Annotated in this window: 28 protein-coding genes and 1 pseudogene; 8 read left to right on the top strand and 21 right to left on the bottom strand. The window is 62.2% G+C overall.

The features are described from left to right. Positions 1 to 26: 26 nt before the first annotated feature. Positions 27 to 2,885: an excinuclease ABC subunit UvrA gene (gene uvrA, locus ABJ363_16470; protein MEP4380584.1), complete on the top strand. Its 2,859-nt coding sequence runs from the start codon at positions 27 to 29 to the stop codon at positions 2,883 to 2,885. On the opposite strand, the gene ABJ363_16465 is transcribed toward uvrA, so the two are convergent. Beyond that, entirely contained in the window at positions 2,882 to 3,802 is a 921-nt protein-coding gene (locus ABJ363_16465; protein MEP4380583.1) for an amidohydrolase family protein, read from the bottom strand. The two genes, uvrA and ABJ363_16465, sit on opposite strands and share 4 nt — an antisense overlap. Positions 3,803 to 3,915: 113 nt before the next feature. Between ABJ363_16465 and ABJ363_16460 the strand changes: the two genes are divergently transcribed. Together ABJ363_16460 and ABJ363_16455 are read left to right on the top strand one after the other, a co-directional pair. Further along, complete coding sequence (locus tag ABJ363_16460; protein MEP4380582.1) at positions 3,916 to 4,203, top strand: DUF1330 domain-containing protein; 288 nt, start codon at positions 3,916 to 3,918, stop codon at positions 4,201 to 4,203. A 126-nt stretch (positions 4,204 to 4,329) separates the two neighbouring features. Beyond that, entirely contained in the window at positions 4,330 to 4,617 is a 288-nt protein-coding gene (locus ABJ363_16455) for a DUF1330 domain-containing protein (protein MEP4380581.1), read from the top strand. Positions 4,618 to 4,623: 6 nt separating this feature from the next. On the opposite strand, the gene ABJ363_16450 is transcribed toward ABJ363_16455, so the two are convergent. Further along, positions 4,624 to 5,688, bottom strand: a complete 1,065-nt coding sequence (locus ABJ363_16450) for an LLM class flavin-dependent oxidoreductase (protein ID MEP4380580.1) — start codon at positions 5,686 to 5,688, stop codon at positions 4,624 to 4,626. Between the two features lie 177 nt (positions 5,689 to 5,865). Then, positions 5,866 to 6,675 (bottom strand): hypothetical protein, encoded by an 810-nt coding sequence (locus ABJ363_16445; protein ID MEP4380579.1) that lies wholly within the window; start codon positions 6,673 to 6,675, stop codon positions 5,866 to 5,868. Between the two features lie 129 nt (positions 6,676 to 6,804). Here ABJ363_16445 and trmFO point away from each other — a divergent pair, with 129 nt between their 5' ends. Genes trmFO through ABJ363_16430 form a run of 3 tightly spaced genes read left to right on the top strand, consistent with a single transcriptional unit; the run spans position 6,805 to position 9,259 of the window. Further along, a complete protein-coding gene (gene trmFO / locus ABJ363_16440) occupies positions 6,805 to 8,190 on the top strand; it encodes a methylenetetrahydrofolate--tRNA-(uracil(54)-C(5))-methyltransferase (FADH(2)-oxidizing) TrmFO (protein ID MEP4380578.1) in 1,386 nt (461 codons plus the stop codon). A gap of 2 nt (positions 8,191 to 8,192) precedes the next feature. Further along, positions 8,193 to 8,837, top strand: a complete 645-nt coding sequence (locus ABJ363_16435; GenBank protein ID MEP4380577.1) for a class I SAM-dependent methyltransferase — start codon at positions 8,193 to 8,195, stop codon at positions 8,835 to 8,837. Further along, on the top strand, positions 8,834 to 9,259 hold the full coding sequence (locus ABJ363_16430) for a VOC family protein (GenBank protein MEP4380576.1): 426 nt from the start codon (positions 8,834 to 8,836) through the stop codon (positions 9,257 to 9,259). Before ABJ363_16435 ends, ABJ363_16430 begins: the two co-directional genes overlap by 4 nt. 6 nt (positions 9,260 to 9,265) lie before the next feature. Here the strand turns inward: ABJ363_16430 and ABJ363_16425 are convergent, their stop codons facing one another. Further along, the gene (locus ABJ363_16425) at positions 9,266 to 10,108 is read right to left on the bottom strand and encodes a phytoene/squalene synthase family protein (GenBank protein ID MEP4380575.1); all 843 of its coding nucleotides are present in this window, start codon (positions 10,106 to 10,108) and stop codon (positions 9,266 to 9,268) included. Positions 10,109 to 10,209: 101 nt separating this feature from the next. Between ABJ363_16425 and ABJ363_16420 the strand changes: the two are divergent. Next, positions 10,210 to 10,833 (top strand): annotated as a pseudogene (locus ABJ363_16420) (urate hydroxylase PuuD). A 100-nt stretch (positions 10,834 to 10,933) separates the two neighbouring features. Here ABJ363_16420 and ABJ363_16415 read toward each other — a convergent pair. The 4 genes from ABJ363_16415 to yajC are packed head-to-tail and all read right to left on the bottom strand — an operon-like array spanning position 10,934 to position 14,340. After that, positions 10,934 to 11,323 carry an Mth938-like domain-containing protein gene (locus tag ABJ363_16415; protein ID MEP4380574.1) on the bottom strand — a complete coding sequence of 130 codons (390 nt, stop codon included), beginning with the start codon at positions 11,321 to 11,323 and terminating at the stop codon, positions 10,934 to 10,936. Position 11,324: 1 nt separating this feature from the next. Beyond that, complete coding sequence (secF, locus tag ABJ363_16410) at positions 11,325 to 12,293, bottom strand: protein translocase subunit SecF (protein MEP4380573.1); 969 nt, start codon at positions 12,291 to 12,293, stop codon at positions 11,325 to 11,327. Between the two features lie 10 nt (positions 12,294 to 12,303). Further along, positions 12,304 to 13,878 (bottom strand): protein translocase subunit SecD, encoded by a 1,575-nt coding sequence (gene secD, locus ABJ363_16405; protein MEP4380572.1) that lies wholly within the window; start codon positions 13,876 to 13,878, stop codon positions 12,304 to 12,306. Positions 13,879 to 13,914: 36 nt separating this feature from the next. Beyond that, complete coding sequence (gene yajC, locus ABJ363_16400) at positions 13,915 to 14,340, bottom strand: preprotein translocase subunit YajC (GenBank protein ID MEP4380571.1); 426 nt, start codon at positions 14,338 to 14,340, stop codon at positions 13,915 to 13,917. A gap of 224 nt (positions 14,341 to 14,564) precedes the next feature. On the opposite strand from yajC, the gene ABJ363_16395 reads away from it, so the two are divergent. Continuing rightward, positions 14,565 to 15,440: an ATP-binding protein gene (locus ABJ363_16395; protein ID MEP4380570.1), complete on the top strand. Its 876-nt coding sequence runs from the start codon at positions 14,565 to 14,567 to the stop codon at positions 15,438 to 15,440. Between the two features lie 6 nt (positions 15,441 to 15,446). On the opposite strand, the gene ABJ363_16390 is transcribed toward ABJ363_16395, so the two are convergent. From ABJ363_16390 to ABJ363_16330, 13 genes are all read right to left on the bottom strand, one after another. Next, on the bottom strand, positions 15,447 to 16,400 hold the full coding sequence (locus ABJ363_16390; protein MEP4380569.1) for a M23 family metallopeptidase: 954 nt from the start codon (positions 16,398 to 16,400) through the stop codon (positions 15,447 to 15,449). A 2-nt stretch (positions 16,401 to 16,402) separates the two neighbouring features. Then, positions 16,403 to 17,050, bottom strand: a complete 648-nt coding sequence (locus ABJ363_16385) for a protein-L-isoaspartate(D-aspartate) O-methyltransferase (GenBank protein MEP4380568.1) — start codon at positions 17,048 to 17,050, stop codon at positions 16,403 to 16,405. Continuing rightward, positions 17,047 to 17,847, bottom strand: coding sequence for a 5'/3'-nucleotidase SurE (gene surE, locus ABJ363_16380; GenBank protein MEP4380567.1), 801 nt, complete (start codon positions 17,845 to 17,847; stop codon positions 17,047 to 17,049). The genes ABJ363_16385 and surE overlap by 4 nt, the downstream gene beginning before the upstream one ends. After that, positions 17,840 to 19,126 (bottom strand): serine--tRNA ligase, encoded by a 1,287-nt coding sequence (serS, locus tag ABJ363_16375; GenBank protein MEP4380566.1) that lies wholly within the window; start codon positions 19,124 to 19,126, stop codon positions 17,840 to 17,842. The genes surE and serS overlap by 8 nt, the downstream gene beginning before the upstream one ends. 70 nt (positions 19,127 to 19,196) lie before the next feature. After that, positions 19,197 to 20,033, bottom strand: a complete 837-nt coding sequence (gene tatC, locus ABJ363_16370; GenBank protein ID MEP4380565.1) for a twin-arginine translocase subunit TatC — start codon at positions 20,031 to 20,033, stop codon at positions 19,197 to 19,199. Next, positions 20,030 to 20,563, bottom strand: a complete 534-nt coding sequence (gene tatB / locus ABJ363_16365; protein ID MEP4380564.1) for a Sec-independent protein translocase protein TatB — start codon at positions 20,561 to 20,563, stop codon at positions 20,030 to 20,032. The genes tatC and tatB overlap by 4 nt, the downstream gene beginning before the upstream one ends. A gap of 56 nt (positions 20,564 to 20,619) precedes the next feature. Beyond that, positions 20,620 to 20,853 (bottom strand): twin-arginine translocase TatA/TatE family subunit, encoded by a 234-nt coding sequence (locus tag ABJ363_16360; protein ID MEP4380563.1) that lies wholly within the window; start codon positions 20,851 to 20,853, stop codon positions 20,620 to 20,622. Between the two features lie 132 nt (positions 20,854 to 20,985). Next, positions 20,986 to 22,062 carry an ABC transporter ATP-binding protein gene (locus ABJ363_16355; GenBank protein ID MEP4380562.1) on the bottom strand — a complete coding sequence of 359 codons (1,077 nt, stop codon included), beginning with the start codon at positions 22,060 to 22,062 and terminating at the stop codon, positions 20,986 to 20,988. Positions 22,063 to 22,191: 129 nt separating this feature from the next. Further along, entirely contained in the window at positions 22,192 to 22,896 is a 705-nt protein-coding gene (gene scpB / locus ABJ363_16350; GenBank protein MEP4380561.1) for an SMC-Scp complex subunit ScpB, read from the bottom strand. Further along, a complete protein-coding gene (locus ABJ363_16345) occupies positions 22,880 to 23,755 on the bottom strand; it encodes a ScpA family protein (GenBank protein ID MEP4380560.1) in 876 nt (291 codons plus the stop codon). The genes scpB and ABJ363_16345 overlap by 17 nt, the downstream gene beginning before the upstream one ends. Continuing rightward, the gene (locus tag ABJ363_16340; GenBank protein ID MEP4380559.1) at positions 23,752 to 24,435 is read right to left on the bottom strand and encodes a site-2 protease family protein; all 684 of its coding nucleotides are present in this window, start codon (positions 24,433 to 24,435) and stop codon (positions 23,752 to 23,754) included. The genes ABJ363_16345 and ABJ363_16340 overlap by 4 nt, the downstream gene beginning before the upstream one ends. Positions 24,436 to 24,439: 4 nt before the next feature. Further along, positions 24,440 to 25,459, bottom strand: a complete 1,020-nt coding sequence (gene nagZ / locus ABJ363_16335) for a beta-N-acetylhexosaminidase (protein ID MEP4380558.1) — start codon at positions 25,457 to 25,459, stop codon at positions 24,440 to 24,442. 15 nt (positions 25,460 to 25,474) lie between these two features. Then, a complete protein-coding gene (locus ABJ363_16330) occupies positions 25,475 to 26,401 on the bottom strand; it encodes an SPOR domain-containing protein (GenBank protein ID MEP4380557.1) in 927 nt (308 codons plus the stop codon). Positions 26,402 to 26,407: the final 6 nt, after the last annotated feature.

Below are 26,407 nucleotides of genomic sequence, written 5' to 3'. Positions count from 1 at the left end.
CTGAAACCCTCGCGTACAAGGCTCTGATGCAGAAGAAAATCGTCGTCCGCGGCGCCCGCGAACATAATTTGCGCAATGTCGATGTCTCCCTCCCCCGGGATTCCCTTGTGGTGATCACCGGACTGTCGGGCTCGGGCAAGTCGTCGCTGGCCTTCGACACGATCTACGCCGAGGGGCAGCGCCGATATGTGGAGAGCCTGTCGGCCTATGCGCGCCAGTTTCTCGAATTGATGCAGAAGCCGGATGTGGACTCGATCGAGGGCCTGTCACCGGCGATCTCCATCGAGCAGAAAACGACCAGCCGCAACCCGCGCTCGACCGTGGGCACCGTGACAGAGATCTACGACTACCTGCGCTTGCTTTTCGCCCGGGTCGGCATCCCCTACTCGCCAGAGACCGGGCTTCCCATCGAGGCGCAGTCGGTCAGCCAGATGGTCGACCGCACCCTGGAGATGGAAGAAGGCACACGGCTGTACCTGCTGGCTCCCATCGTGCGCGGGCGCAAGGGTGAGTATCGCAAGGAACTGGCAGGCCTGCAGAAACGCGGGTTCCAGCGGGTGAAGATCGACGGCGAGATGTACGAGATCGCCGACGCACCGGCGCTCGACAAGAACTTCAAGCACGACATCGCCGTGGTGGTGGACCGGATCGTGGTGCGCCCCGGAATCGAGACCCGGCTGGCGGATTCCATAGAGACGGCGCTGGAACTGGCCGACGGGCTGGCCTTCGCGGAGAATGCCGACGGCGGCGAGCAGACGATCTTCTCGTCCAAGTTCGCCTGTCCCGTCTCCGGGTTCACGATCGAGGAGATCGAGCCCCGGCTGTTCTCGTTCAACAACCCGTTCGGCGCGTGTCCGGCCTGCGATGGGCTGGGCACCAAGGTGGTGGTCGACCCCGATCTGGTGATCCCCGACAAGACCAGGAGCCTGCGCGATGGCGCGGTGGCGCCCTGGGCGAACTCGTCGAGTCCCTATTACGCCCAGACGCTGGATGCGATCGCGCGGCACTTCAAGGTCTCGACGGCGGATGCGTGGTCGGAACTGCCCGACAAGATGCAGAGCGCGGTCCTGTTCGGGTCCGGCAAGACGTCGATAACCATGAAATATGACGACGGGCTGCGCACCTACGAGACCAAGAAGCCCTTCGAGGGCGTGGTGATGAACCTCGAGCGCCGCTACCGGGAGACCGAAAGCAGCTGGGCGCGCGAGGAAATCGGCAAATACCAGATCACTTCCGTCTGCGAGACCTGCGATGGGGCGCGGCTCAAGCCTGAAGCCCTCGCCGTACGGATCAACGGCAAGCATGTCAGCCAGACGACCGAGATGTCGATCGCTGCGGCGGGCGCATGGTTCCTCGACCTGGAGAACCATCTCACACCCAAACAGCGCGAGATCGCCGACCGTATCCTGCGTGAGATCAACGAGCGCCTTGGGTTCCTCAACGATGTGGGCCTCGAATATCTGACCCTCGACCGCAAATCGGGCACATTGTCGGGGGGCGAGAGCCAGCGGATTCGCCTGGCCTCCCAGATCGGATCGGGGCTGACGGGCGTGCTCTACGTCCTGGACGAGCCGTCCATCGGCCTGCACCAGCGTGACAATGCCCGCCTGCTCGAGACCCTCAAGCGCCTGCGTGACCTTGGTAACACCGTCATCGTGGTCGAGCATGATGAGGATGCGATCCGTACTGCCGACTATCTGGTGGATATGGGCCCCGGTGCGGGCGTACATGGCGGCGAGGTCGTGGCTCAGGGTACACCGAAAAAGGTGATGCAGCAGGTCAACAAGAGCCTGACAGCCAAGTACCTGACCGGCATCGAGCAGGTCCCCATCCCGAACGAACGCCGCCCGGGCAAGAAGGGCCAGTTCCTGAAGGTTATCGGCGCGACATCGAACAACCTGCAGAATGTGACCGCCGAGATCCCGCTGGGCACGTTCACTTGCGTGACCGGCGTATCGGGTTCGGGCAAGTCCACCCTGGTACTCGACACGCTGTACAACGCCGCCGCCCGGCACATCTACGGCTCACGCCCCGCCCCCGGTGCCCATAAGGCCATCGAGGGCCTGGATTTTCTCGACAAGGTCATCGACATCGACCAGTCGCCCATCGGCCGCACCCCGCGCTCCAACCCGGCGACCTACACCGGGGCTTTCACGCCGATCCGGGACTGGTTCACCGGCCTGCCGGAATCCAAGGCCCGCGGCTACAAGCCGGGTCGCTTCTCGTTCAATGTGAAGGGCGGGCGCTGCGAGGCGTGTCAGGGCGACGGCGTCATCAAGATCGAGATGCATTTCCTGCCCGATGTGTATGTCGAGTGCGATGTGTGTCACGGCAAACGCTACAACCGCGAAACCCTGGAAATCCTCTATCGGGACAAATCCATCGCCGACGTGCTCGACATGACGGTCGAGGAAGGCCGCGAATTCTTCAAGGCGGTGCCATCGATCAGGGACAAGCTGGAAACGCTGGAACGGGTCGGCCTCAGCTACATCAAGGTCGGTCAGGCCGCCACCACTCTGTCGGGCGGTGAAGCCCAGCGGGTGAAGCTCGCCAAGGAGCTGTCACGCCGGGCCACGGGCAAGACGCTCTATATTCTCGATGAGCCGACCACCGGCCTCCACTATCACGATGTGCGCAAGCTGCTCGAGGTTCTTCAGGCCCTGGTCGACACCGGCAACACAGTGGTGGTGATCGAGCATAATCTCGAAGTCATCAAGACCGCCGACTGGATCATCGATCTCGGCCCCGAGGGCGGCGACAAGGGCGGCGAGATTGTCGCGACCGGAACGCCGGAAGATATCTGCGCGGTCGAACGCAGCTTCACGGGCGACTTCCTCGCCCCCTACTTGCCGTCACTGGCGAAGAAGACGAAGAAACGCGCCTAACTGCCCACTTTCGGCAGCTTCCAGAGCCGTTCCGCGTTGCCGTGACCGATTGCGTGACCGATTTCCGGTGGGAGTTGGTTGAGAACTCCCTGCCACAATGCCGCCTGCTTCAGATAGAAATTCCCCCAATGGTCGGGAAAGACGTTGTCGAAGTTGAGGACGAAACGGTCGGGATGATTCTCGATCACTTCACGCCACTCTTTCGACAAGGAATCGCCGTCGAACATCTCCGTCCAGGGTTGTCCCGATACCGCCGAGGCAATGGGGTTCGCGTGGGACACCATGAAATGCAGGTTCCCGTGGGCGGCCAACAGGCGCGCGGCGGCCGCGGCGTCCAACTGTCCCATATGGATAAGCGCGAACGGATGATCGGGATGGGCCCGTAATGTCTCCTCCATCTCCGCGACGATCGTGCCTCGCGCGTCGCCCGCCGCTGCGAACTCATAGTGAAAGATGAACGGCCAGCCGCGTTCCACTGCGGTCCGGAGTGCCATCTGCGCCTGAGGAGTGTTTATGGAAGTGATCTGCTCGGGCGCCATGTGGCCTTTCTTCGCGTGCCAGAGGATCACTTCGGCCATCGCGGTGTATTCCGGCATGGAAACTTGCGCGTTGAAGAACTTGCGGAACTTGGGTGAGTTATTCGTGAATATGTTGCCCTTGGTGCGGACGGCGGCCGTGATGCGGTCGGGGAATCGTCGCGCATACGTCGCCAGCACGTTGGGCGGGAAACGTCCGCGGGTCGAAAGGATGGTTCGTGCCACACCGGCCTTGTCCATTTGCGCGATGACGAAGTCGATATCGACATCCAATTCAATCTGACTGTGGGCGTCGATCATCGGGATGTCGTCGGCTGCTGCAGTGCCTGCGAACCAGAGGCAGGCGACCGAAGCCAGAAAGAAACGGAGGTGCTGCATCATGGATGCTCCTTCGGTCATGACCATTTGGCGCAACATTTCTTTCCGGGAAGATTCGCGGATTTCACCATGCGCATCTAAGGTGCGCGGGAATCATAACAAAACTGGAGAGAAACATGCCTGCATACATCGTCGTCGACGCAAACGTTCATGACCCCGAGGCCTTCAAGGCCTATGCCGAGAAAGTCGGCGCGACCCTCAAGGCCCATGGCGGCAAACCTATCGCGTCGAGCACCGACACCGAGAGCCTTGAAGGCACCTGGGATCCCGCACGTGTCGTGCTTCTCGAGTTCCCCGACGCGGATGCCGCCAAGGGCTGGTACAATTCGCCGGAGTATCAGGAGATCATTCCCCTGCGGCAGGTCGCCGCGACCGACAGCCTCGTCCTGGTGCCGGGGCTTTAGGCCGCAATAGCAAAGTATAGTCATGCCCGGGCTCGACCCGGGCATCTCTTTCGCCGCGGGTGAACAACAGAGATGCGCGGATCAAGTCCGCGCATGACGAGCCGGAAGGGAATGGAGGACCGGGCCATGTCTGCTTATGCGATCTTCGATGCCGATATCCACGACACGTCCCTGATGGACGATTATCTGGAAAAGGTGCCGGCGACGCTTGAGCAGTATGGTGCGAAGCTTCTGGCCGCCACCTCGACCATCGACACCGTCGAGGGCGGCTGGGCGTCAAAGCGGATCGTGATTCTCGAATTCGAGAACATGGATGCCGCGCGCACCTGGTACAATTCGCCGGAATATCAGGCTGTGTTGCCGCTGCGCCTCAAGGCGGCGAACGACCGCGTGATCTTCGTCGAGGGCATGTAAGGCGCCCTACTCCGCAGCCTGCTTTCCGCGAAACGCCGGCGCCACCTCGTTGTTGAAGCGTTCCATGGTCCGCAGCGCCTTGTCCTGACTGAGTTCGCCCGTGCGCACGATGAACGACATCTCAGTGAAACCCCAGTCGCGGTAGCGCTCGATGCGCTCAATGATCTGATCGGGCGTGCCGATGCAGGTGCGTTCGCGGAACATCTTGTTAATATCCCCGTCGGGCGCGAGGAATTCGAAGACGCTCTCGTCGCCCGCATAGTCTTCGTTCCACTGATCGCCCGAGAACAGCAGCCGGAACAGGTTGGCGTGTTCCTGCACCGCGCGTTTGGCCTCCGTGACGGCCTCTTCTTCGCTGTCGGCGATGTGCAGGAACACCGACATCATCGCTTCGTGGCCGCCTTTGGGGTGTCCGGCGCCTTTCCAGGCATCCAGATACCAGCCGAAGCGCTCCCGCGCGTCCTCGGGCGAGATCGGATACTGGTTCATCATCACGTTGAAGCCGTTGCGACCGGCCCACTCGAAACTGTCGCGGGTACGCGACGCGGCCACCCAGACCGGCACATTCTCCTGCAGGGGCACCGGGTGGACCTTCAGTCTGGGAAAACTGTAATGCGCGCCGTGATGCTCGAACGTCTCTCCGGACCACGCACGCCGAATGATCTCAAACCCCTCTTCGCGCATCGCGCTGACTTCATCGGGGTCGAGATTGTGCCCCGCGAATTCATGGAGCAGATAGCCACGCCCGATTCCGAAATCCAGCCGGCCGCCCGAGAGCTGATCGACGACAGCGTAGTCTTCGGCGATATGTAACGGGTTGCGCAGCGGGGTCAGCGAGATCGCCGGCCCGAGCCGGATTTTGCTGGTCTCGCGCGCCCATGCCGCGAGCTGGACCGCCGGATTTGGTGCCGCACCGCCGTAATAATGGAAGTGATGTTCCGAGATCCAGAGCCGCGCCCAGCCTGTGCTATCCGCGACCGCGACGAGTTCAGACATCTCGTCGTAGAAGTCAGCCAAAGACGGAGCGACGCCCTCGCGGTAACAGGGCAGCATGAATAATCCGAATTTCATGGAAACAACCTAGCGAAGTACAGAAGCACGGGACAGCGTTGCCAGGCTCCTTCGGGACGCAGGCTTCGCCCGCTCCTCAGGGTGAGAATCGCCGATTTCAGGAGCAGGTGCCTGCATTCATAAACATAATGCTGAGGCGTGCATTGAAGATGCGCGTCTCGAAGCGGCTCGGCTTGATCAACTGCCGGCCTTCACCGCGTCCCAGTACTTCTCGTTCAGGTCGAGGACCATCCCGTCATGGGCCTCGGCGAGGCAGCCGCGCAAGTTCTTATCACCAATCCGGGTCTGGCGATAACAACGGTTGTAGGCCGTGCGCGCCGTATGGACGCCGGTCCGGGAATGGCTGGGGATATGGTTGACGGCCGCGGTGTCCCAGAGGGTCGCACGGGCGTCGGTCCCGGCGCGTCCGTGACGCGGCAGGGCATCGACCAATCGCGCAAGAATCTGCCCCGCATGCATCGCGTCGCCGTTCCGGTCGACAATGGCGGCCGCTGTCGCGCGCATGGGCCCGGCACCGAGCTGGATGTCGGCTGCAGTCAGGGGATCGCCGCTGTCGGCACCGGTTTTTTCCGGAACGAGGGTCAGGGGCGCGTCGACCTTCACCGCGAGCGCGACGAGCCCATGAGCATGGCGGACCTTATCGGGTACATCGACACGCACGGTGTGAAACCCCCGAGACGCGGCGAATTTGAGCACATCGGCCGCGTCAAGCGAGATCTGGCTCCCGTCGGCGCGGGTCCCCGTGACCGTGATTGCTTCCGCGTTCAAGGCGGTATAGGGGTGGCCGGAAGTCGGTGTCGCACGCTCTTCGTGGAGGCAGATCGAGGACAGTTCAGCGGTGCATTTGCCATCCGCGCAGTGCAGCGGGACGGCCGACGCCGTCTGGATGACGCCGAGCATTTGCGGGTCTGCGTGCAACGGTGACGTTGCCAGTGCGCCTGCAAGAAAGGGAACCGCGAAAATTGCCATGAGTCCGAGTTTACGCATCGGATGTCTCCCGCATGTGCGTTGGAGCCGAAACCGTTGCACCGGTCGGGCACGGCGTCAAATCACGATGCGGTTGCCGTGTGCAGGGCGCAATTGCCTTCGCCCGCCCGGATCGCTATGTCCTGACCCATGAGCAATACGAACATATCGCCGGTACATGTGGTGGGCGGCGGCCTCGCGGGCAGCGAGGCCGCATGGCAATTGGCGCGGGCGCAGGTGCCCGTGATCCTGCATGAAATGCGACCCGACCGGTCGACGGATGCCCATCAGACCGACCAGTTGGCGGAGCTGGTCTGCTCCAACTCGTTCCGGTCCGACGATGCCGAAGGAAACGCGGTCGGTATCCTGCATGCCGAGATGCGTATCATGGGCTCGCTTATCATTGCGGCCGCGGATGCGAACCGGGTACCCGCCGGCAGCGCGCTTGCCGTTGATCGCGAAGCCTTCGCCGCACAGGTCAGCGCGGCCATCGCCGATCATCCGTTGATTGAAGTGGAACGTGGCGAGGTCGCCGGCCTGCCACCGGCCGATTGGGACAATGTCATCGTCGCGACGGGGCCCCTCACTTCGCCGGATCTGAGTACGGCGATCATCGACCTGACGGGCGAGGAAAACCTCGCCTTCTTCGACGCGATCGCGCCGATCGTTCATGCCGACAGTATCGATATGGATATCGCCTGGTTTCAGTCGCGCTACGACAAGCCGGGCCCGGGCGGCACCGGAAAGGACTACATCAATTGCCCCATGGACGAGACCCAGTTCGAGGGCTTCATCGATGCCCTGCTGGTCGCCGACAAGGTCGATTTCCATGAATGGGAGAAAAACACACCGTATTTCGAGGGTTGTCTGCCGATCGAGGTGATGGCGTCGCGCGGGCGCGACACATTGCGCTTCGGCCCCATGAAACCGGTCGGGCTCACCGACCCGCGTACCGGCGGCCGCGCCCATGCGGTGGTCCAGTTGCGCCAGGACAACGCGCTGGGCACGCTTTTCAACATGGTCGGTTTCCAGACCAAGCTGCGCTACGGCCCCCAGCAGGAGATATTCAAGACGATCCCGGGCCTGGAGAACGCGGAGTTCGCGCGGCTTGGCGGCATTCACCGCAACACCTTCATGAACTCGCCGCGCCTGCTCGACGGGACCCTGCGGCTCAAGGCGCAACCCCGAATGCGTTTCGCCGGTCAGGTCACCGGCGTCGAGGGCTATGTGGAGAGCGCGGCCATGGGGCTGCTCGCCGGACGCTTCGCCGCCGCCGAGCGCCAGGGTGAACCGGTCACACCGCCGCCGGACACGACCGCCCATGGTGCGCTGCTGGCCCATGTGACCGGCGGTGCGGATGACGAAACGTTCCAGCCGATGAACGTGAACTTCGGATTGATCCCGCCGCTGGAAGACGGCGCGCTGGCAGATATCAAACGCAAGGAACGCAAGAAGGAACGCCGGCGACTGATGTCGCGTCGTGCGTTATCCGATATCGCAGTATGGTTCAGCGACACACCCGTGGCAGCGGAATAGTCTTGGCGCGCGACCCGTCCCACCCTCGAGACAGACCCGGAGATTTCTGGGACGAGCGTTATGTCAGCGATGACCTTGTCTTCGGGAAGGAGCCGAACCAGTGGCTTGCAGAAAACAGCAAACTCCTGAAACCGGGGATGGCGGCATTTCTGCCAGGCGACGGCGAAGGGCGCAACGGCGTCTGGCTGGCCGAACGCGGCCTCCGTGTCACGAGTGTGGACGCCTCACCGGTGGGAGTCGAGAAAGCACAGAATCTCGCAGCGTCGCGCGGTGTCACGATAAAATCGGAAGTAGCCGATCTGCGTGATTGGGAAGTACCGGCAGAGAAGTTCGACGTCGTCGTGCTCGCATTCCTGCATGTCGGTCCCGGCGACAGCACAGCGGTGCATCGCAAGTTGGCGCAGACACTCAAGCCGGGTGGCCTCATGTTGCTGGAAGGTTTCACACCCGATCATCTGGGCTACGGCAAGGGCGGACCGAAAGACACACGCATGATGTTCACGGAAGACGGGCTACGCGCCGATTTCGATGATCTTCTCGACATCGAGTATCTTGAGACATTCAAGACCGAGCTGCCGGCGAGTGAACGCCATGGCGGCCCGGCCGTCGTTATTCGTCTTAGGGCACGAAGAAAGGGTGACATATGACCTCGAACGCCCCCTTCTCGATGATAGGTCTCGATCATCTGGTTATACGGTGTGTCGATCTGGATGCCATGACCCATTTCTATTGCGATCTGCTCGGCTGCACCGTCGACCGGCACAACAAGGAAGCCGACCTGCTGCAACTGCGCGCAGGCCGCCATCTGATCGATCTGATCACCGTTGATGGCGTACTGGGCCTGAAAGGCGGCGCGGCGCCGGGTGTGGAGGGCCGCAATCTCGATCACTTCGCCATTCAGATCGATCATTTCGACGATGCCGCACTGCACGCCTATATTGCGGAACATGGCATCGAGATCGTCGAGGAAGGTCCACGCTATGGTGCCGAAGGCACCGGGCCGAGCGTTTATCTGAAAGACCCCGAGGGCAACATCGTCGAACTCAAGGGGCCGCCTGATCCGGCATAGCGATTGCTAGTATCTGCCGCGCCACGCGGCCCAGGCGAGCCGAATCGCCGGCGGGGGGTGCGCGGCCGGAATGGCAAAGGGATCAAACCCGGCCTTTCGAATGGCAGCGATGTGCCGGTCCCCGAGGACGCCCAGCAACAGCCCGCGACGTGCGGTTTTCGGAATATCTCCCGAACATGAACGTGCCTCATGCAACAGTTCATCCGCGCGCATGATCATGACTTCGATGGCCCGGTTCAGCCCCGCCGATGGTTTGAGATCGAACAGCCGCCGTCGCTCGACTTCGTATTCGCTGAGTAAATCTTCGGGAATGTAGAGACGTTGGGTCTGGGCATGAAAGCCCACCGCGCGCGCCAGCCCGATGATCGCCCACGCGGTGCCGGCGAGCCGCGCGGCGTCAAGAGCGGTATCATTGCTGCCCGCAAGACAACGCATGACGAGTGCCGACAACGCCCCGGATGTTTCCCGGGCATAGGTTTCGAGTGTGTGGAGATCGCCTGGCGGCGCATCGTCGAGATCGGCCTCGCGGGCGTCGATCATCGCCTCGATCCGGTCACGGGGCAGATCATGCAGGCGGATGGCGACATCCAGTGCGTCCACGACCGGGTGCTCGCGCGGCGTACCTTCGAATATTCCCTCGATCGTCTCGCGCCACCATTGCAGCCGGATCTGACCCAGCAGGGGTTCGCTGACGATCTCCCGGGTGCGGGCAATTTCCAGATTGAACGCATAGAGTGCCAGGGCCGCCGCGCGACGATCCGCCGGCAGAAACAGCGCCGTCAGGTACCGGTCATGGTCGTGCCGGCGCACCTCATCCAGACAATATCGTTCGCTCGCCGTGTGGCTCATGGGCACCCTCACCCGCGCTGATCGGGTATTTCGTGTCTCGCGTAGGATCGGCGCAATGAATTTGCTATAGTCCGATTCGGGTTCTTGCAGAGGGGGATACTATGAAAAACCCATTGGAATCACTGCATATGACTGTCGTGCTGGGGGTCGTGCTGACCGTCATCATGGTGCTCGTTGCTCAAGCGATCGCCAGTTAGGCGCGGAAGGGAGATACAAAAATGGAATTCGATCCTTTCCTGTTACATCTGATTCGTGTGCTGCACGTCATTAGCGGCGTCATGTGGATCGGGCTTCTCTGGTACCTGAACTTTGTCCAGGTGCCGACCATGCCGAAAATTCCCGACGAGATGAAACCGGCCATCGGCAAGCATATTGCGCCGGCGGTCCTGTTCTGGTTTCGCTGGGGCGCGGCATCGACGGTCCTGTTTGGCCTCATCCTCGCATGGATGCAGGGCACGCTGGGCAGCTGGCTCGCCATCGGTCTGACCGACGGCAGCTTTGTCAGCGCGATGATCGGCATTGCGATGTGGTTCGGCCTCATCATGGCCTTCAATGTCTGGTTCGTGATCTGGCCAAATCAGAAGATCGCGCTGGGCATCGTGGATGCACCGGCCGAAGCGAAGCCGAAGTCGGCCCGCAAGGCGATGCTGTTCTCACGCACCAACACACTGCTTTCGATCCCCATGCTCTACGGCATGATTGCGGCACAAAATCCGCCGTTCTGATCGATAGACTACAGTCAAAGTTTACGGGGCCCTTCGGGGCCCCGTTTTCGTTGGCGTTCACGCATGATGATTCTGCTGTCTGACGCCTGCGAGGCCCGCTCTACGGCAGCACGATCAACGCGGCGGCAACCCGCCTGTCTTCCGACAAAAGCAGGTTGAACGTGCGCGCGGCGGCCCCGGTGTCCATCGGTTCGATGACAATCCCTGCCGCGCGCAGCGGTGCCCGCAACGCCTGGTTCACCAGTGCCATGCGCGGCCCGCACCCCAGCAGCAGCAATTCGATGCCGTCCGAGGCCTGGGATTCGGCCAGGACCGGCGCCAACGCGGCGGCGTCGATGTCAGAAAAATCGGCGACCGGCCATGCGATCGTCCGTTCGGGGAATACCAGAACCGAGCTTTGGTATGCCTGTCCCGAAATCCGGAACTTGCCGGCGCCATAGCGTTCGACGACCTGATAGGCGCTCGGCGGCGGTGTCGGTTCGGCCGGCATCCTACTTGTCGGCAGGCGTGTCTTCCGCTGACGCGTCCTGTTCCGCCTCTTCGCTCTCGTCCAGGCCCGCCGACAGGCTTTCGCGGCTCAGGTTGAGCGCGAGCAGAACCGGTACCGCGATGAACACCGACGAATAGGTGCCGATAATCACGCCCCAGATCATCGCGTAGGCGAAATCTCGGATGATCGATCCGCCGAAAATGGCCAGCGCCACCAGCGCAATCAGCGTCGTGATACTCGTCATGAAGGTACGCGACAGGGTGCGGTTGACCGCCAGATTGAGCACCGCCGGCATGTCCAGTTTCTTGTAGCGGCGCAGTTCTTCGCGCACCCGGTCATAGATAACGACCGTGTCGTTGATCGAATAACCGGCGATGGTCAGAATCGCGGCCACGGTCGCCAGGTTGAACTCCAGTTGGGTGAACGCGAACAGGCCGATCGTGGTGAGCACGTCATGGGTCAGCGCGACCACAGCCCCCACGCCGAACTGCCATTCGAAACGAAACCAGATGTAGATCAGGATAGCGCCGATCGCGAGGACGACCGCCCAGATGGCCGAACTGATGAGTTCGGCCCCGACCGTCGGCCCGACGAATTCGGTCCGGCGATATTCCGAGACCTGTTCTCCAAGCGCGTCCTTGAGAATATTGATTGCCTGAAGTTGTTCCGATTCTTCGCCGTCCTGCTGCTGAATACGGATCAGCACGTCGTCGGGTGCACCAAATTCCTGAACCTGCACCTCTCCCAACCCGAGACCACCGACCGTGGCCCGCAATTCGGCGACGTTGGCCGGACCTTCGGTCTTGATCTCGACCAGGATGCCGCCGCGGAAATCGATCCCGAAATTCAGGCCCTGGACCAGAAACGCCCCGATCGAGAGGATGATCAGCAAGGCCGACAACGGGTAGGCCAGCCGGCGCCGGCCGACGAAATCAAAATTGGTATTTGCGGGAACGATACTTAGACGCACGATACTTCCCCTAGATCGGCAGGGTTTGCGGTCGCCGGCGACGAAGCCAGACGACAATGAAAAGGCGGGTCAGCATCATGGCCGTGAACATGGACGTGATGATCCCGATGGACAGTGTCACCGCAAACCCCTTGATCGGCCCCGTGCCGAACTGAAACAGCAAGATCGCCGCGATTAGGGTCGTGAGGTTCGAATCGATGATCGTCGTCAGCGCGCGCCTGTAACCGGCATCGATTGCCGAGATCGGCGTCCGCCCGTTGCGTACCTCTTCCTTGATCCGCTCGAGTATGAGCACGTTCGCATCGACCGCCATGCCGATGGTCAACACGATCCCCGCGATGCCCGGCAAGGTGAGTGTCGCCTGGAGGACCGAGAGCAACGCGACGATCAGCGACAGGTTGAACAACAGCGCGATCGCCGCCATCAGGCCGAACAGCCCGTAGCTGACGATGATGAAGACCACCACGGCGGCCAGTCCGATGATGCTGGCGATCTTTCCGGCTTCAATGGAATCCGCACCGAGGCCCGGCCCGACCGTGCGTTCCTCGAGCACCGTGAGCGGTGCTGGCAAGGCACCAGCCCGGAGGACGAGCGACAGGTCGTTGACCTCCTGCACCGTGAAACGGCCCGTGATGATACCGCTGCCGCCGAGAATGGCCGTCTGAATGCGCGGCGCGCTGACGACCTCACGGTCGAGCACGATGGCGAGACGCCGGCCGACATTCTCGGCCGTCAACTCCCCGAAGCGCCGACCGCCGGCGGCGTCGAACCGGAAGGATACGATGGGTTGCCCGTCCTGGAAGGTCGGTTGCGCGTCGACCAGACGATCGCCGGCCACCTCGACCGTTCGCCGGACGACATAGGGAATGCGGCCTTCTTCTTCCGGGCTGAAGAGCAGCATCGACCCCGCCGGCAGATTGCCGTTTTCGGCTTCCTGGATGGAAACGGATTCATCCAGCATATGGAAATTCAGCTTCGCCGTTTGGCCAAGCAAACGCTTGATCCGCTCCGGATCCTTGATACCCGGCAACTGAACCAAAATCCTGTCCTGGCCCTGTTGTTGGATGACGGGTTCCGCCACACCGGTTTCGTCCACGCGGCGGCGCACGATCTCGATGGATTGTTCGACCGCGCTTTGACGTCTTGCCGCTTCGGCATCTTCCGACATCACGAGACGAAAGTTCACATCGTCGGTAACCTCGAGTTCGAATCCGTCTTCGAGATTGCGAAGCCGGTCACGGGCTGCCTCGGCGTCCGCGGCATCGCGCAAGGTAAACGCGATGGCCTTCCCCTCGACACGCAAGCCGGAATACCCGATGCGCGACCCCCGTTGCCGTAGTTCACGGCGGACCGTCGACTCAACAGATTCGAGGGTTTCGCGAATGGCCGTGTCCACGCCCACCGACAACAGCAATGATGAGCCGCCCTGGAGGTCGAGCCCCAAATTCATGCGCTGGGAAGGCAGAACCCCGGACGCCTCGACAGCCTCATCCGCTTGCGGAAAGAAGTTCGGCGAAGCGTAGATGAGGCCGAGCAGCGCGATCACGATTGTCACGACAATCGCCCAACGGGGATAATTGACCATCCTGGCGGGTCCTTCCGGTTAGGTGCTTGCGGTGATTTACTTGCGACCGCCGAAGAGGCCGCCGAGAAGGCCGCCACCGGATTTCTGGTCATTGGCCGCAGGACCGACGACCGTCGGACCACCCTTGCCCGGCGTCTGCCCACCACCTGTGTTCGGCGTCGAAGTGAAGACGTCGGAGATCGTGCCGCGAAGGATTTCCACCTTCACACCGTCCGAGATTTCGACCGTCACCTCGTCGGTCTCGTCCTTGACCTTGGTTACGGTACCAATGATGCCGCCGCCGGTCAGTACGCGGTCCCCGCGTTTGACCTGGCCGAGCATCGCCCGGTGTTGCTTCATCTTGCGCTGTTGGGGGCGAATGAGCAGAAAATAGAAAACCACAAATATCAGGATGATCGGCAGGAACGATGTGAAGGCATCGCCTCCACCAAGCCCCTGTGCATAGGCTGGCGTAATGAACATGTCCCCTCCAGGGCGCTTGTCTCGAAGTCGCCGGATGATAGCGACGCGGGATCGAATTGCAATGAAGGCTTACAGCAAAATGCATTGAAATCACGGCACAATGCCGCTCCGGTCCCATGAAACCCAAAAATGTGAACGCCGTTGACCGGCATCGTGCCGGGGCTTAGGTTCCGCCCGCTTTTCGTGGCCAACCGTTTGAGCCCAAAACTACGGAACGAATTCCCATGGAAGAACAGAATTTAGGCCCGTTGCTGACGCGCATAGCCGACGCGCTGGACCGTATTGCCCCTGTCCCGGCAGCGACGACCGACCTGTCGGATGCCGACGCCTATGTCTGGCACGCGGACGGTCCCGACAGCGGGCATCTGGAGCCGGTCCCGGCCGTCAACCGGGTGCCGCTGGGTCTCTTGAAGGGCATCGACGACCAGGCGGACACGCTGATCGAGAACACCCGGCGTTTCGCCAACGGCCTGCCCGCGAACAATGCGCTGCTCTGGGGCGCGCGCGGTACCGGCAAGTCCAGTCTGGTGAAGGCGGCCCATGCCGAAATCAATGCCGAGGCCGAAAACGGCCTGCTGCTGGTGGAAATCCATCGCGAAGACATCCAGTCCCTGCCCGCGTTGTTGTCGATACTGCGCGAGAGTGGCCGCCAGGCGATCCTGTTCTGCGACGATCTGAGTTTCGACAATTCCGACAGCAGCTACAAATCCCTCAAGGCCGTGCTGGAAGGCGGTATCGAGGGCCGGCCCGAGAATGTCGTATTCTATGCGACGTCCAACCGGCGTCACCTCTTGCCGCGCGACATGATGGAAAATGAGCGTTCGACCGCCATCAACCCGTCCGAAGCCGTCGAGGAGAAAGTCTCCCTGTCAGACCGGTTCGGGCTCTGGCTGGGTTTCCACAACATAAACCAGGACACATTCTTCGCAATGGTGCTGGCCTACTGCGAGCATTTCGACCTCGACATCGCGCCGGATCAGCTGCGGGCCGACGCCAAGGAATGGTCGGTCACGCGCGGATCGCGTTCGGGCCGTGTCGCATGGCAGTTTGTGCAGGAAGTCGCGGGCCGGCTGGGCAAGCCGATCGACTTGCGCGACTGACCGGTCCTAACTCGGCAGGAACTGTCCGGGGTCGACAGCTTTCGTACCCCGCCGAACTTCGAAATGAAGCTGCGGATTGTCCACGCCGCCGGTCTTGCCGACCTTGGCAATGACCTGGCCGCGGGTGACGACATCGCCGCGCCCGACCAGCAGCGAATCCGCATGGGCGTAGGCGGTGATCAATCCGCCGTCATGCTTGATCAGCAACAGATTGCCAAATCCGCGAATTTCCTTGCCCGCATAGGCAACCACACCATTCTCGGCGGCGCGCACCGGGGCCCCGGACGGTGCGGCTATGTTGACCCCGTCATTGTGCCGCCCCCCGGTTTTGGACCCGAATGACGAGATCACCCGCCCCTCGACCGGCCAGACGAAACCGTCGCCGGCGCGTGCCGGCGGTCGCGGCACCGTTGTGACCTGAGCCGGCGGCAAGGGTTTGGCTGACGGACTCGCGCCGGATGGATTCGCAGGTGCGGACGCGGCAGCGGGCGCGCTTGCGGCCTGCGTTCCCGGGCCCGCGTTCGCGGGAAGTTGCAGGCGCTGGCCCACATGAATCGTGTAGGGCGACGGGATGTTGTTGAGCCGGACGATGGTCGTCATATCGATCCCGAAACGACGGGAGATGGCGTAGACGGAATCGCCGCGCTGTACCGTGTAGTTGCGGCTCTGGGGGAGTTGAAGCGCCTGGCCAGGCACAAGCAGATAGGGCGGACGCAGCCGGTTCCAGTCGATCAGGGCCCGGGTCGACACGCCGTTGCGTTGAGCGACCCCGTAGACCGTGTCCCCGCGCCGCACGACATAGGCACCGGCCGGGGCCGCGCCGCGGTTGTCGTTCTGGTAGCTCCGGTCGATGATTTCGGCTCTGCCGCCGGGGCCCGCACAGGCCGCAAGTATCGCGGCGGCGAGAACGAGCCATATGGGCGTGTGCAAACTGGTGTTGCGGGATTTCGCCAGCGACATGGTCAGGCTCCCGCAGCCTCGGCAACCCCCGGCAACAGCGGTACGAACCGCACCTCCATTAATGTTTCGCTTTCGACGGCTGTCTCGGTGCGGCGGTAACGGACAAGGTGCTGGACTCGGTTTTGACCGCCAACCGGCATGATCATGATGCCGCCGATCTTCAGCTGATCGAGGAGCTGCGGTGGCGGCGCATCACCCGCCGCCGTTACGCTGATCCGATCGAACGGAGCCTGTTCGGGCCATCCCTTCATGCCGTCCCCTGCCATGCTTACCACGTTGCTCAGGCCGAGCGCCTCGAACCGCGCCTGCGCTTCGGCCAGGAGCGGTCTGTGGCGCTCGATCGTGTACACCCGGCGACACAAATGGGACAAAATTGCGGCGTGGTAGCCCGAACCCGTGCCCACCTCGAGCAACTTCTCGCGCCCCCCGAGTGCCAACCCCTGGATCATCGTCGCCACCACGAGCGGCTGGCTCAGGGTCTGACCGTACCCGATGGGTAACGCGGTGTCCTCGTAGGCGCGGTCCTGAAACGCGTCGGGTACGAACATTTCGCGCGGCACATTCTCGATCGCGGACAACGCCTTCGTGTCGGTGATACCCGCGCTGCGGAGTGCCAGAACGAGGCGTGCGCGATGCGCCGGCGTACTCATCGCTTGCGGTATCCCTTGAAGGCTTCGGCGAGCGGCTTCATGGCGCGTTTGTTCGTAAAGTTCAGATCGACCGGCGTGACCGAGATGCATTTCGCCTCCACGGCCGCAAGGTCGGTACCCTTCTTGCCCTTTGCATGTGTGGGTAGCGCGCCAACCCAGAAGTATCGCCCGCCGCGTGGATGCCGACTCTCGACCAGAGAATCCCCCATCGGGCGGGTCCCCTGCTCGGTGATTTCGACACCGGCCACATCTTCGGGCAGGCAATCGGGGAAGTTGATGTTGATGAATGTTCGTTCGGGCCAGCCGGTGCGCAACAGCTTGCGGATCACGCCCGGCGCATGCTGCTCGGCCGTCGACCAGTGGGTGAAGCTGCGATCGAAATCGGTCTGCTGGCTGAGCGCGATGGCCGGTACACCGAGAATCGTCGCTTCCATGGCCGCTGCACAGGTCCCCGAATAGGTGATGAACTCACCCATGTTGCTACCGCGATTGACCCCCGACAGGACGAGGTCGGGCTTGTGGTCCTTCAGGGTCTGGTGAATGCCGACGAGCACACTGTCTGTCGGCGTGCCATCGACCGCATAGCGCCGGGCCGACAATCGCCGCAGCCAGATCGGGTAGCGCAGGGTCAGGGAATGTCCCGCGCCGCTCTGTTCCTCGGCGGGGGCACAAATCCAGACATCGTCACTGAGTTCACGCGCGATACGGTGCAACACCTTGATGCCCGGTGCACGAACCCCGTCGTCATTCGAAATCAGGATGCGCAGCTTGCCCGTCCGCCTGGGGAATTCAAACATCGGCGCGGATCACTTCGAGTCCGGCCATGTAGGGACGGAGCGCGTCGGGCACCGTCACCGAGCCGTCCTCATTCTGGTAATTTTCAAGGATGGCGATCAGCGCGCGCCCCACGGCGACGCCGGAGCCGTTGAGGGTGTGGACATGTTCAGGTCCCTGCCCCTCGCCGGCCGGCCTGTAACGCGCATTCATCCGGCGTGCCTGGAAGGCACGGGTGTTGGAGCAGCTTGAAATCTCGCGAAAGGTCGCCTGCCCCGGCATCCAGACCTCGATGTCATGGGTCTTGGCAGCGCCGAAACCGGTGTCGCCGCTGCACAGGACCACGAGGCGGTACGGCAGGCCGAGACGATTCAGGACTTCCTCCGCGCAACCGGTCATCCGGTCGAGTTCGGCTTCTGACTCGCCGGGGGCCACGACGGACACGAGTTCGACCTTGTAGAACTGGTGCTGCCGCAGCATGCCGCGCGTGTCCCGGCCGGCGGCACCGGCTTCGGCCCGGAAGCATGACGTGTGCGCCGTGACGCGAACGGGCAATTCCGATTCTTCGAGAATCTTGCCGGCCACCATGTTGGTGAGCGGTACCTCCGCCGTCGGGATCAGCCAGCGACCGTCTTCGGTCCGGAAAAGATCGTCGGCAAATTTCGGCAACTGGCCCGTGCCAAAGAGGACATCATTACGCACGAGCAGCGGCGGACTGATCTCGGTGTAGCCATATTCGTCGGTGTGGATATCGAGCATGAAATCCGCCAGCGCGCGCTCCATGCGCGCGAGCGCGCCCTTGAGAATGACAAACCGCGACCCCGACAATTCCGCCGCGGTCTCGAAATCCATCAGGCCAAGCGCCTCACCGATGTCGAAATGCTCCCTGGCCTCAAATCCCAGATCCGGAATCTCACCGACGGTCCGGATTTCCCGGTTATCGTCTTCGTCGGCGCCTTCGGGCACATCGTCGTCCAGGACATTGGGGATTCCCGACAACAACGCGTTCAGCGCGTCGGCGGCCGCTTTCTCTTCAGCCTCGACATCCTCCATCCGGCCCTTGATGTCCCCGACCTCGGCCTTGAGCGTTTCGGCCTCGTCCTTCCGACCATTCTGCATCGCAGCGCCGATCGACTTCGAGGCCGCGTTGCGCCGCTCCTGCATCTCCTGCAGGCGTGTTTGCGCGTCGCGACGTTGCGCGTCGAGATCGAGAACCTGTGCCGACAATGGCAGATCGCCACGCCGGATCAGGCTGCCGTCGAAGGCATCGGGATGCTCACGAATCCATCTGAGGTCGAACATGGAAAATCCGCCGAACTAAAGGTCGCGCACTTATAGGGACTCCGGGCGAATCGCGTCCAGTTTTGCGGGCTTAGCCGTCGGCTTCGGCTTCTGCCGCATCGCGATCTTTCCGCCGACCGATCAGGATCGCGCAGTAGATCGAAATTTCGTAGAGAACGATGATCGGGATCGCGAGCGCCAGCTGACTAAGCGGGTCCGGCGGCGTCAAGACCGCAGCGGCGACGAAAGCGACGACAATCGCATAGCGGCGTTTCTTCTTCAGCCCATCCGCCGTGACGATCCCGACCTTGGCCAGAAGCGACAACACGACCGGCAATTCGAAGCTTAACCCGAATGCGAAGATCAGGCGCATAACGAGGGAGAGGTATTCGTTGACCTTGGGTTCCAACTCGATCGGCAGCCCGCCCGAACCGGTGGCCAACTGTTCGAAACTCGTGAAGAACTGCCAGGCAACGGGCATCACGATGTAGTAGACGAAGGCGCCGCCGCCGAAGAACAGGAACGGCGTCGCGATCAGGAACGGCAGGAACGCGCCCTTCTCGTTCTTGTAGAGACCGGGTGCGACGAACATCCAGATCTGCACAGCGAAAATCGGGAACGACAGAAATGCCGCCATGAAGAACGCGACCTTGATGTTGGTGAAGAACTTCTCGTGCAAGGCCGTGAAGATCAGCCGCCGGTCGTTTCCGCTCCAGACCGAGGCCAGCGGCTCGACCAGGAAATTGAAGAAGGTGTCGGAAAAATAGAAGCAGATCAGAAACACGGCAACAAACGCGATCGCCGCATACATCAGGCGGCGACGAAGCTCGGTCAGATGTTCGATGAGCGACATCTTCTGGTCGTCGAGACCGGTTTCCGCGTGTTCGCCTGTCTCGGTATCCTGGGGCTCCTGGGCATCTGACGTCATGTCGTGTCGCCGGTCTTCGCCGGTTTCGCCGCATCGCCCGAACCCTTATCGGCGCTCACATCAGATGTTTGCTCCGCCGGTGCCGGTTCCGGCGTATCGGCTTTCGTTTCGGCTGTTGCGGTGGCCGACGTCGTGTCAAACGGACCGGCCGCATCACCATGGGGCGGTTCGTTGTCTTCCGGCGGCGTGTAGGTCGAATCGCTATCGAGAATGCTGTTGCCGGCACGACGGCCCGCCGGCAAGTCGGGGTCGTCATTCAGACCAAGCAAATCCTCGTCCGATTCCGCGATGTTCTTCAGCGTTTCATTCGGGTCTTGGAAGTCGATGTCGCCGATCTGCCGTTTGACATCGTCGAGGCCGGATTCCCTCGCGATATCGTCGAGACCGCTTTGGAACTCGCGCGCCGCGCCGCGCAATTTGCGCACGACCATCATGACCGTGCGTATCGCGTTGGGCAGTTCCTTGGGGCCGATCACTATCAAGGCGATGACCATCACCAGCAACAGCTCTGGCCAGCCGATATCAAACATGATCGCGGGGTCCGTTCAGAGCCAGACTTGAGTCTGGCATTCGCGTACGCGTCGAACTAGCTCTTGGCCGTTTCGTCTTCGCGCGCAGCAGTTGTGGTCGTCGTTGACGTGGAGTCATCCTCGAGTTTGCTCGATTCAGCATTCGCACCCTCGTCCTTCATATTGCTTTTGAAGGATTTAATGCCTTTGGCGACGTCGCCCATAAGGCTGGGGATCTTGCCGCGTCCGCCGAAAAGGACCAGCACAACAACGAGGACAATGAGCCAGTGCCAGATTGAAAACGTGCCCATATACATGTGCTCCAGTGAATATTTCCAAGCCCCGGGCGTCCGGGGCCATTTGGCGGGACTATCGCAGAAAGGGATTCCGCCTGCAATGGGCAGTCACAGGGTTTTGCGCCCTACAGCGTTGCGTTCGCAGTGTTATTCGCGTTCGGGCGTTGCAAAGACATAGGTCTGCGCATCATCGCGCACCACGGACACGGCGGCACCCGTTTCCGGCAGCACTCTGCCTGCCATATGAATACGCACTGTCGTCGCTGCGCCATCCCCAAGACGGACGTCGATCAGGCTGCTGCGGCCCAGAAAACGGGACGCAACGACCGATCCCGCAACGCTTTGAGGCGCTTCGTTTGTTCCGTTCATGGAAATGCTCAGGGCCTCTGGCCGGATCAGGACCTCGACATCCTGCCCCTCCGCATGTCCGTTTGTGGGCACCGGCCCGAGCGGAATATGGACCTGTCCCGTCGTTACCTGCCCGCCAAAGCGGTTCACATCGCCAAAGAATGCGGCAACGAAGGCGTTTGCCGGTTCGAGATAGATTTCGTCCGGCGTTCCGACCTGCCGGAGCTTGCCCTGGTCCATGACGGCGATCCTGTCCGCCAGGTACATCGCCTCTTCGGGATCATGGGTCACCATCAGCGTCGCGATACCGGCGTCCCGCAGGATTTCCGCCGCCTGATCGCGGACCCGGTGCCGCAACGACACATCAAGGCCCGAAAACGGTTCATCGAGCAGGACGATGCGCGGACGTGGTGCCAATGCCCGCGCCAGCGCCACGCGTTGCTGCTGGCCCCCTGACAGTTGATGCGGATAGATCGAGGCATAGCCTGACATTCCCGTCCGCTCAAGGGCGCGTGCGACCTGTTCGTCGCGGCGTGCCGATGAGAGATGTTTGAGGCCGAAGGCGATATTTCCGCGAACCGTCAGATGGGGAAACAACGCATAGTCCTGGAATACGAGGCCGACATTGCGGTCTTCGGGCGGCACCGAAACGCGCCCGTCCGCCATGACCTCACCACCGATCAGGACCCGGCCCTGCTGCAAAGGCTCCAGCCCGGCGGCCACGCGCAACAGGGTTGTCTTGCCGCAACCCGATGGGCCGACAAGGCAAACCACTTCACCCGCGCCAACCGTCAGGCCGACGTCATCGACGGCGATTATGCTGTCGAACCGGTGCGTTACATGTTCGAGGGCCAGGTCGTTAAGTTCGCGCGCCATTTTCCGATTTCAAGGGCCAGCTTTCAGGGATCGCGTCCGGTGTCGGCCGGATTGACCGGTTTCGCGAAAGTCGGAGGAGCCTATTGAAAACGGTTCTCAGTCGCAACCGAGTGCTCGCGCCCAATGTCTTCAGGTGCCGGTTTCGTCGCCGATCCTGCCATCGCTCTCGTTCTCGACCTCGAGCGGTTCGTCCATCTCGGTCTCGCCTTCGTCCTGACCCGTCATGGAATCGAAGGGAAGCTCGTCGCTTTGCGCCGAGGACGCATAGATGCTGACCGCGGGACGGGAATCGATCAATCCGGCCGATTTAAGCTCCTGGATACCCGGCAGGTCCTTGACGCTTTCGAGCCCGAAATGGGACAGGAATGCCTCTGTTGTCCCCCATGTCAGCGGTTGACCAGGTGAATTCCGGCGCCGCCCCGGTTTGATCCAGTTCGCCTCGAACAGCGCATCCATTGTGCCCTTGCTCAGGCTAACACCACGAATTTCCTCGATTTCGGGCCGGGTCACCGGTTGGTGATAGGCAATCACGGCGAGGGTTTCATGGGCGGCGCGTGACAGGCGCCGCTGGGACTCGCGCTCGATTTTGAGCTTGTCGGCAAGGTCCGGCGCAGTGCGGAGCACCCATTTTCCCGCCACACTGATCAGGTTTACACCACGGCCGGCATAAAGTCGGCGCAATTCATCCAGCAATGCCGGGATATCGGTCCCCTTCGGCATCTGTGCCGCAATCGACGCTTCGTCGAGAGGCTCGACCGCCGCGAAGAGAACGGCTTCGGCCAGACGCAACAACTCGGTGTGTTCGTCCGGTTCCAGTTCAGGATTGATCGTCACGGGATTCGTCCCCTTCGTTCGCTGGGGTGGAGTGGTCGTCCTCGGGCCGGCGTCGGAAGAAAATCGGGCCGAAACGGCTGTCCTGGCGGATCTGCGCATGTCCATCACGCACCAGTTCGAGGCTCGCGGCAAAGGTTGCGGCGATTGCTGCCCGTTTGGGCAATCCTTCGTGCAGGCCTTCGGGCAGAAAACTCAACAGGGTCGCCCATTCCGGCGCGTGGCCCAGCACGCCGCGCAGGCGGCCCAGCGCATCGTCCATGGAGAACAGTTCAAACTGCTGGATCGTGAGCGTTTCGGCCTTGCCACGGCGGCTAATCGCGCCATACGCGTCCAGCATCTCGAACAGAGACGCCTCATAGACCGGGTGTGTGATCACCCGGATGCCTTCCGGAGCACCGCGGTCGAAAACATCGCGGCCAAGTAATGGCCGGGCAAACAGGGTCTCGGCCGCGTTGCGCATCGCCTCGATCCGCTGCAGTTGATACTGCAGAGCGGCCGCCATCTCTGCAGCGGTCGGCTCGTTCTCGTCGGTCTCTTCGGCGGGCAGCAGCAGTCTGGATTTCAGATAAGCGAGCCATGCCGCCATCACAAGATAGTCGGCGGCGATCTCAAGCCGCAACTTGCGGGCCGAATGGATGAATTCGAGATACTGCTCGGCGAGCGCCAGAACCGAAATCTTCGTCAGATCGACCTTTTGGTCCCGCGCGAGCGCCAGCAAAAGATCGAGCGGACCTTCAAAACCCTCGAGATTGACCACGAGCGCATAGTCGGACGCATCACCATCCTGCACCGCCCGCGCGGCCATATGGTCGGGAACAGGTTGCTCGAAGCTCTCGCTGGATTCGCTGGTTTCGCTCATATCAGGCCGACGCCATGCAGTAACACCCCACGCAGGAACTCAAGCGGTCCGAGAACGAGCCAACGGAATATGTTGAGGTCGGTCCCGAGCTGCCGTCCCAGTATCGGCAGGATAAAGATCAGCCCGATGAGAATAAACAAACCGTAGCGTTCCAAACGCGCGAGCTGGATGGCAAGCGGCCGCGGCAGGATGCCGACGGCAACCCGGCCCCCATCGAGTGGCGGCAATGGCATCATGTTAAATATTGCCAGTAACAGATTGATATTGATGGAATTAATAAGATTCCGCCCAAGCCATTCGCCGAAGGTCGGACCCATGAATGGCAGCAGATGCAGTGCGATGGCAGAAGCGATTGCGAGCCCAATATTGATTGCCGGACCGGCGGCCGCGACCAGCACCATGTCGCGTCGCGGGTGGCCGAGTCGGCCAAAATTGACCGGAACCGGCTTTGCCCAGCCGAACAGGATGCCGCCGGCGGCGATCAGCATACCCGGCAGGATGATGGTTCCGAAGGGATCGATATGGGCCAGCGGGTTGAAGGTCACCCGGCCCATGCGCAGCGCGGTGTCGTCGCCGAGCTTCGATGCGGCCCAGCCGTGCGCGGCCTCGTGCAGCGTGATGGCGAGCAGCACCGGAATCACCCAGATGGACGCCAGGAACAGGATATCGTCGATGTTCACGTGATCAGGTCCCGTTCTCGAATTGCGCGGCGAGGGTCTCGGCGAGATCCAGGACGTCCGCACCTTCGGCTTTCTGACGCGCGGCCCGTGCCCGTGTCCAGCGCCGATCAGCCGATCGTGACAGGCTGTCCACAGCCCCGGCCACCTCGATCATCTCGGGAAGTACGCCGGAGCAATGCAGAACCGCATCACATCCGGCGCTGAGTGCCGCTTCAGCGCGCGTTGCCACGGTCCCGCTCAGCGCTTCCATCGAGATATCATCGGTAAACAGAAACCCGTCGAAACCGATCTCGCCACGTATGAGGGTCTCGATCACCGTCGGAGAGACCGTGCCGGCCCGTTCGGGGTCGATCGCGGAATACACAACATGCGCCGACATCCCGAGCGGTAAATGGTTGAGGGACCGGAAGGCCGCGAAATCCTCCTGGCGCAGCGTCGCGAGGTCGGCGTCGACCCGCGGCAGTTCCTTGTGACTGTCGACCGCGCCCCGGCCGTGGCCCGGCAGATGCTTGATCACCGGCAGACAGCCTTCGCGCATCAGCCCCCGCGCCATTGCCCCGCCCAGCATGGCGACCGTTTCGGGGACGGCCGCGTAGGCGCGGTTTCCGATCGCCGCCGTTGTCTCGGGCAGACCGAGGTCGAGGACCGGCGCGCAATCGACATCGATCCCGAGATCGACCAGCACGGCGCCGAACATCCGCCCGACATTCTCCGCCGCCATGGTGCCCTGCGCCAGATCGCGCTCGTAGAGGTCCGCGATGTCTCGCGCCGCCGGTGCGAATGGCCAGTCGGGCGGGCGCAGCCGCATGACCCGTCCCCCTTCCTGATCGATCAGGACCGGCGCATCGTCGCGTCCAACTGTCTCGCGCAGTTCCGCGGTCAGCGCGCGGATTTCGGCTGCATCCGTGCAATTGCGGGCAAACAGGATAAACCCGAGCGGATCGGCATCACGCAGGAAGGCGCGCTCGTCGGTCGTCAGACTGGTGCCGGAGATGCCGAAGATGACCGCGTTGGCTGTCGTCATGCGGGCAAACGCCGTTCAGGGCGCAACGATGAGGCAATCCTGATTGCGGCTCTTCAACTGTCCGCAGAGGCCGCTGGCGGCGGCCCGATCGGACAGCGGTCCCGCCTGAATGCGGAAAAACGTGCCCCGGTCGAGTTTCACGCTCTGGACGTTGAGGTCGAGCGAACCGAGCAGGTCGGTATTGCGGTTCTTTATCCGATCCCATTCCGTGTGCGCGCGATCCTGACTCGAAACGGCGGCCAATTGAATGCGCCAACCGCCACTGGATGGCGTCGTCGCGACCTTGGGTGCGGGCTTTGGCGCGGCCTCCGGAGCAGGTGCGGGCGGCGTCGCGGGCGGGTTGGCGGCAACGACCGGCGGTGGCGGCGGCGGTGCGACCGTCGCTGCGGGTGCGGGTGGCGCCGGCGCAGGTGGTGCCGGTTCTGCCGAAACCGTCACATCGGGTGCTTCGGCCGGCGCTTCTGCGACCGGTGCTTCGGCGGACGGAGCTTCACCGGGCTGCGTTTCAGCCGTCGGTGTTTCGACGACCGGCGTTTCGACAACCGGTGTTTCAACAACTGGTGTTTCAACAACTGGTGTTTCAACGACAGGCGCCGGCGGGCGTTCGGCGGGTTCCTCCGGCGGGGGCAACAGCCGCTCGACCGGCTCCTGAATTTGGCCAGGGGCCAATCGCCCGAAGACCAGTTTATCCTGATCGGGAATATCGAGGCCGCCAGGGTCCTTGGGTGCCCGCTTGATGGGGTCTTCGCTGGCCGAGATAACCGGTGCTGCGTCCTCCGCGCCCGAACGAATTCCCTGCTTGTAGGCAAACCAGACGACGCCCGCGAGCGCGACCACACCGATCGCAATGGCGGTGACGGCGAATATCTTGGCGAGCGGCCCCATGCCACGCCGCGGTTCCATGTAAATATCGCCCGGGCCGATAATCTCTGGATCGCTCATCAATGC

The organism is Alphaproteobacteria bacterium (genome assembly GCA_039980135.1).
GTDB lineage: Bacteria > Pseudomonadota > Alphaproteobacteria > UBA6615 > UBA6615 > UBA8079.
The sequence above is the reverse complement of the archived record's forward strand: the minus strand, read 5'-3'. Positions and strand labels throughout refer to the sequence as shown.

Bases quoted from the DNA above. Each gene is read 5' to 3' on its own strand.
- uvrA (MEP4380584.1), top strand. From the start codon at position 27: ATGCAGAAGAAAATCGTCGTCCGCGGCGCCCGCGAACATAATTTGCGC.
- ABJ363_16465 (MEP4380583.1), bottom strand. From the start codon at position 3,802: ATGATGCAGCACCTCCGTTTCTTTCTGGCTTCGGTCGCCTGCCTCTGG.
- ABJ363_16460 (MEP4380582.1), top strand. From the start codon at position 3,916: ATGCCTGCATACATCGTCGTCGACGCAAACGTTCATGACCCCGAGGCC.
- ABJ363_16455 (MEP4380581.1), top strand. From the start codon at position 4,330: ATGTCTGCTTATGCGATCTTCGATGCCGATATCCACGACACGTCCCTG.
- ABJ363_16450 (MEP4380580.1), bottom strand. From the start codon at position 5,688: ATGAAATTCGGATTATTCATGCTGCCCTGTTACCGCGAGGGCGTCGCT.
- ABJ363_16445 (MEP4380579.1), bottom strand. From the start codon at position 6,675: ATGCGTAAACTCGGACTCATGGCAATTTTCGCGGTTCCCTTTCTTGCA.
- trmFO (MEP4380578.1), top strand. From the start codon at position 6,805: ATGAGCAATACGAACATATCGCCGGTACATGTGGTGGGCGGCGGCCTC.
- ABJ363_16430 (MEP4380576.1), top strand. From the start codon at position 8,834: ATGACCTCGAACGCCCCCTTCTCGATGATAGGTCTCGATCATCTGGTT.
- ABJ363_16425 (MEP4380575.1), bottom strand. From the start codon at position 10,108: ATGAGCCACACGGCGAGCGAACGATATTGTCTGGATGAGGTGCGCCGG.
- ABJ363_16415 (MEP4380574.1), bottom strand. From the start codon at position 11,323: ATGCCGGCCGAACCGACACCGCCGCCGAGCGCCTATCAGGTCGTCGAA.
- secD (MEP4380572.1), bottom strand. From the start codon at position 13,878: ATGGTCAATTATCCCCGTTGGGCGATTGTCGTGACAATCGTGATCGCG.
- yajC (MEP4380571.1), bottom strand. From the start codon at position 14,340: ATGTTCATTACGCCAGCCTATGCACAGGGGCTTGGTGGAGGCGATGCC.
- ABJ363_16395 (MEP4380570.1), top strand. From the start codon at position 14,565: ATGGAAGAACAGAATTTAGGCCCGTTGCTGACGCGCATAGCCGACGCG.
- ABJ363_16390 (MEP4380569.1), bottom strand. From the start codon at position 16,400: ATGTCGCTGGCGAAATCCCGCAACACCAGTTTGCACACGCCCATATGG.
- ABJ363_16385 (MEP4380568.1), bottom strand. From the start codon at position 17,050: ATGAGTACGCCGGCGCATCGCGCACGCCTCGTTCTGGCACTCCGCAGC.
- surE (MEP4380567.1), bottom strand. From the start codon at position 17,847: ATGTTTGAATTCCCCAGGCGGACGGGCAAGCTGCGCATCCTGATTTCG.
- serS (MEP4380566.1), bottom strand. From the start codon at position 19,126: ATGTTCGACCTCAGATGGATTCGTGAGCATCCCGATGCCTTCGACGGC.
- tatC (MEP4380565.1), bottom strand. From the start codon at position 20,033: ATGACGTCAGATGCCCAGGAGCCCCAGGATACCGAGACAGGCGAACAC.
- tatB (MEP4380564.1), bottom strand. From the start codon at position 20,563: ATGTTTGATATCGGCTGGCCAGAGCTGTTGCTGGTGATGGTCATCGCC.
- ABJ363_16360 (MEP4380563.1), bottom strand. From the start codon at position 20,853: ATGGGCACGTTTTCAATCTGGCACTGGCTCATTGTCCTCGTTGTTGTG.
- ABJ363_16355 (MEP4380562.1), bottom strand. From the start codon at position 22,062: ATGGCGCGCGAACTTAACGACCTGGCCCTCGAACATGTAACGCACCGG.
- ABJ363_16345 (MEP4380560.1), bottom strand. From the start codon at position 23,755: ATGAGCGAAACCAGCGAATCCAGCGAGAGCTTCGAGCAACCTGTTCCC.
- nagZ (MEP4380558.1), bottom strand. From the start codon at position 25,459: ATGACGACAGCCAACGCGGTCATCTTCGGCATCTCCGGCACCAGTCTG.
- ABJ363_16330 (MEP4380557.1), bottom strand. From the start codon at position 26,401: ATGAGCGATCCAGAGATTATCGGCCCGGGCGATATTTACATGGAACCG.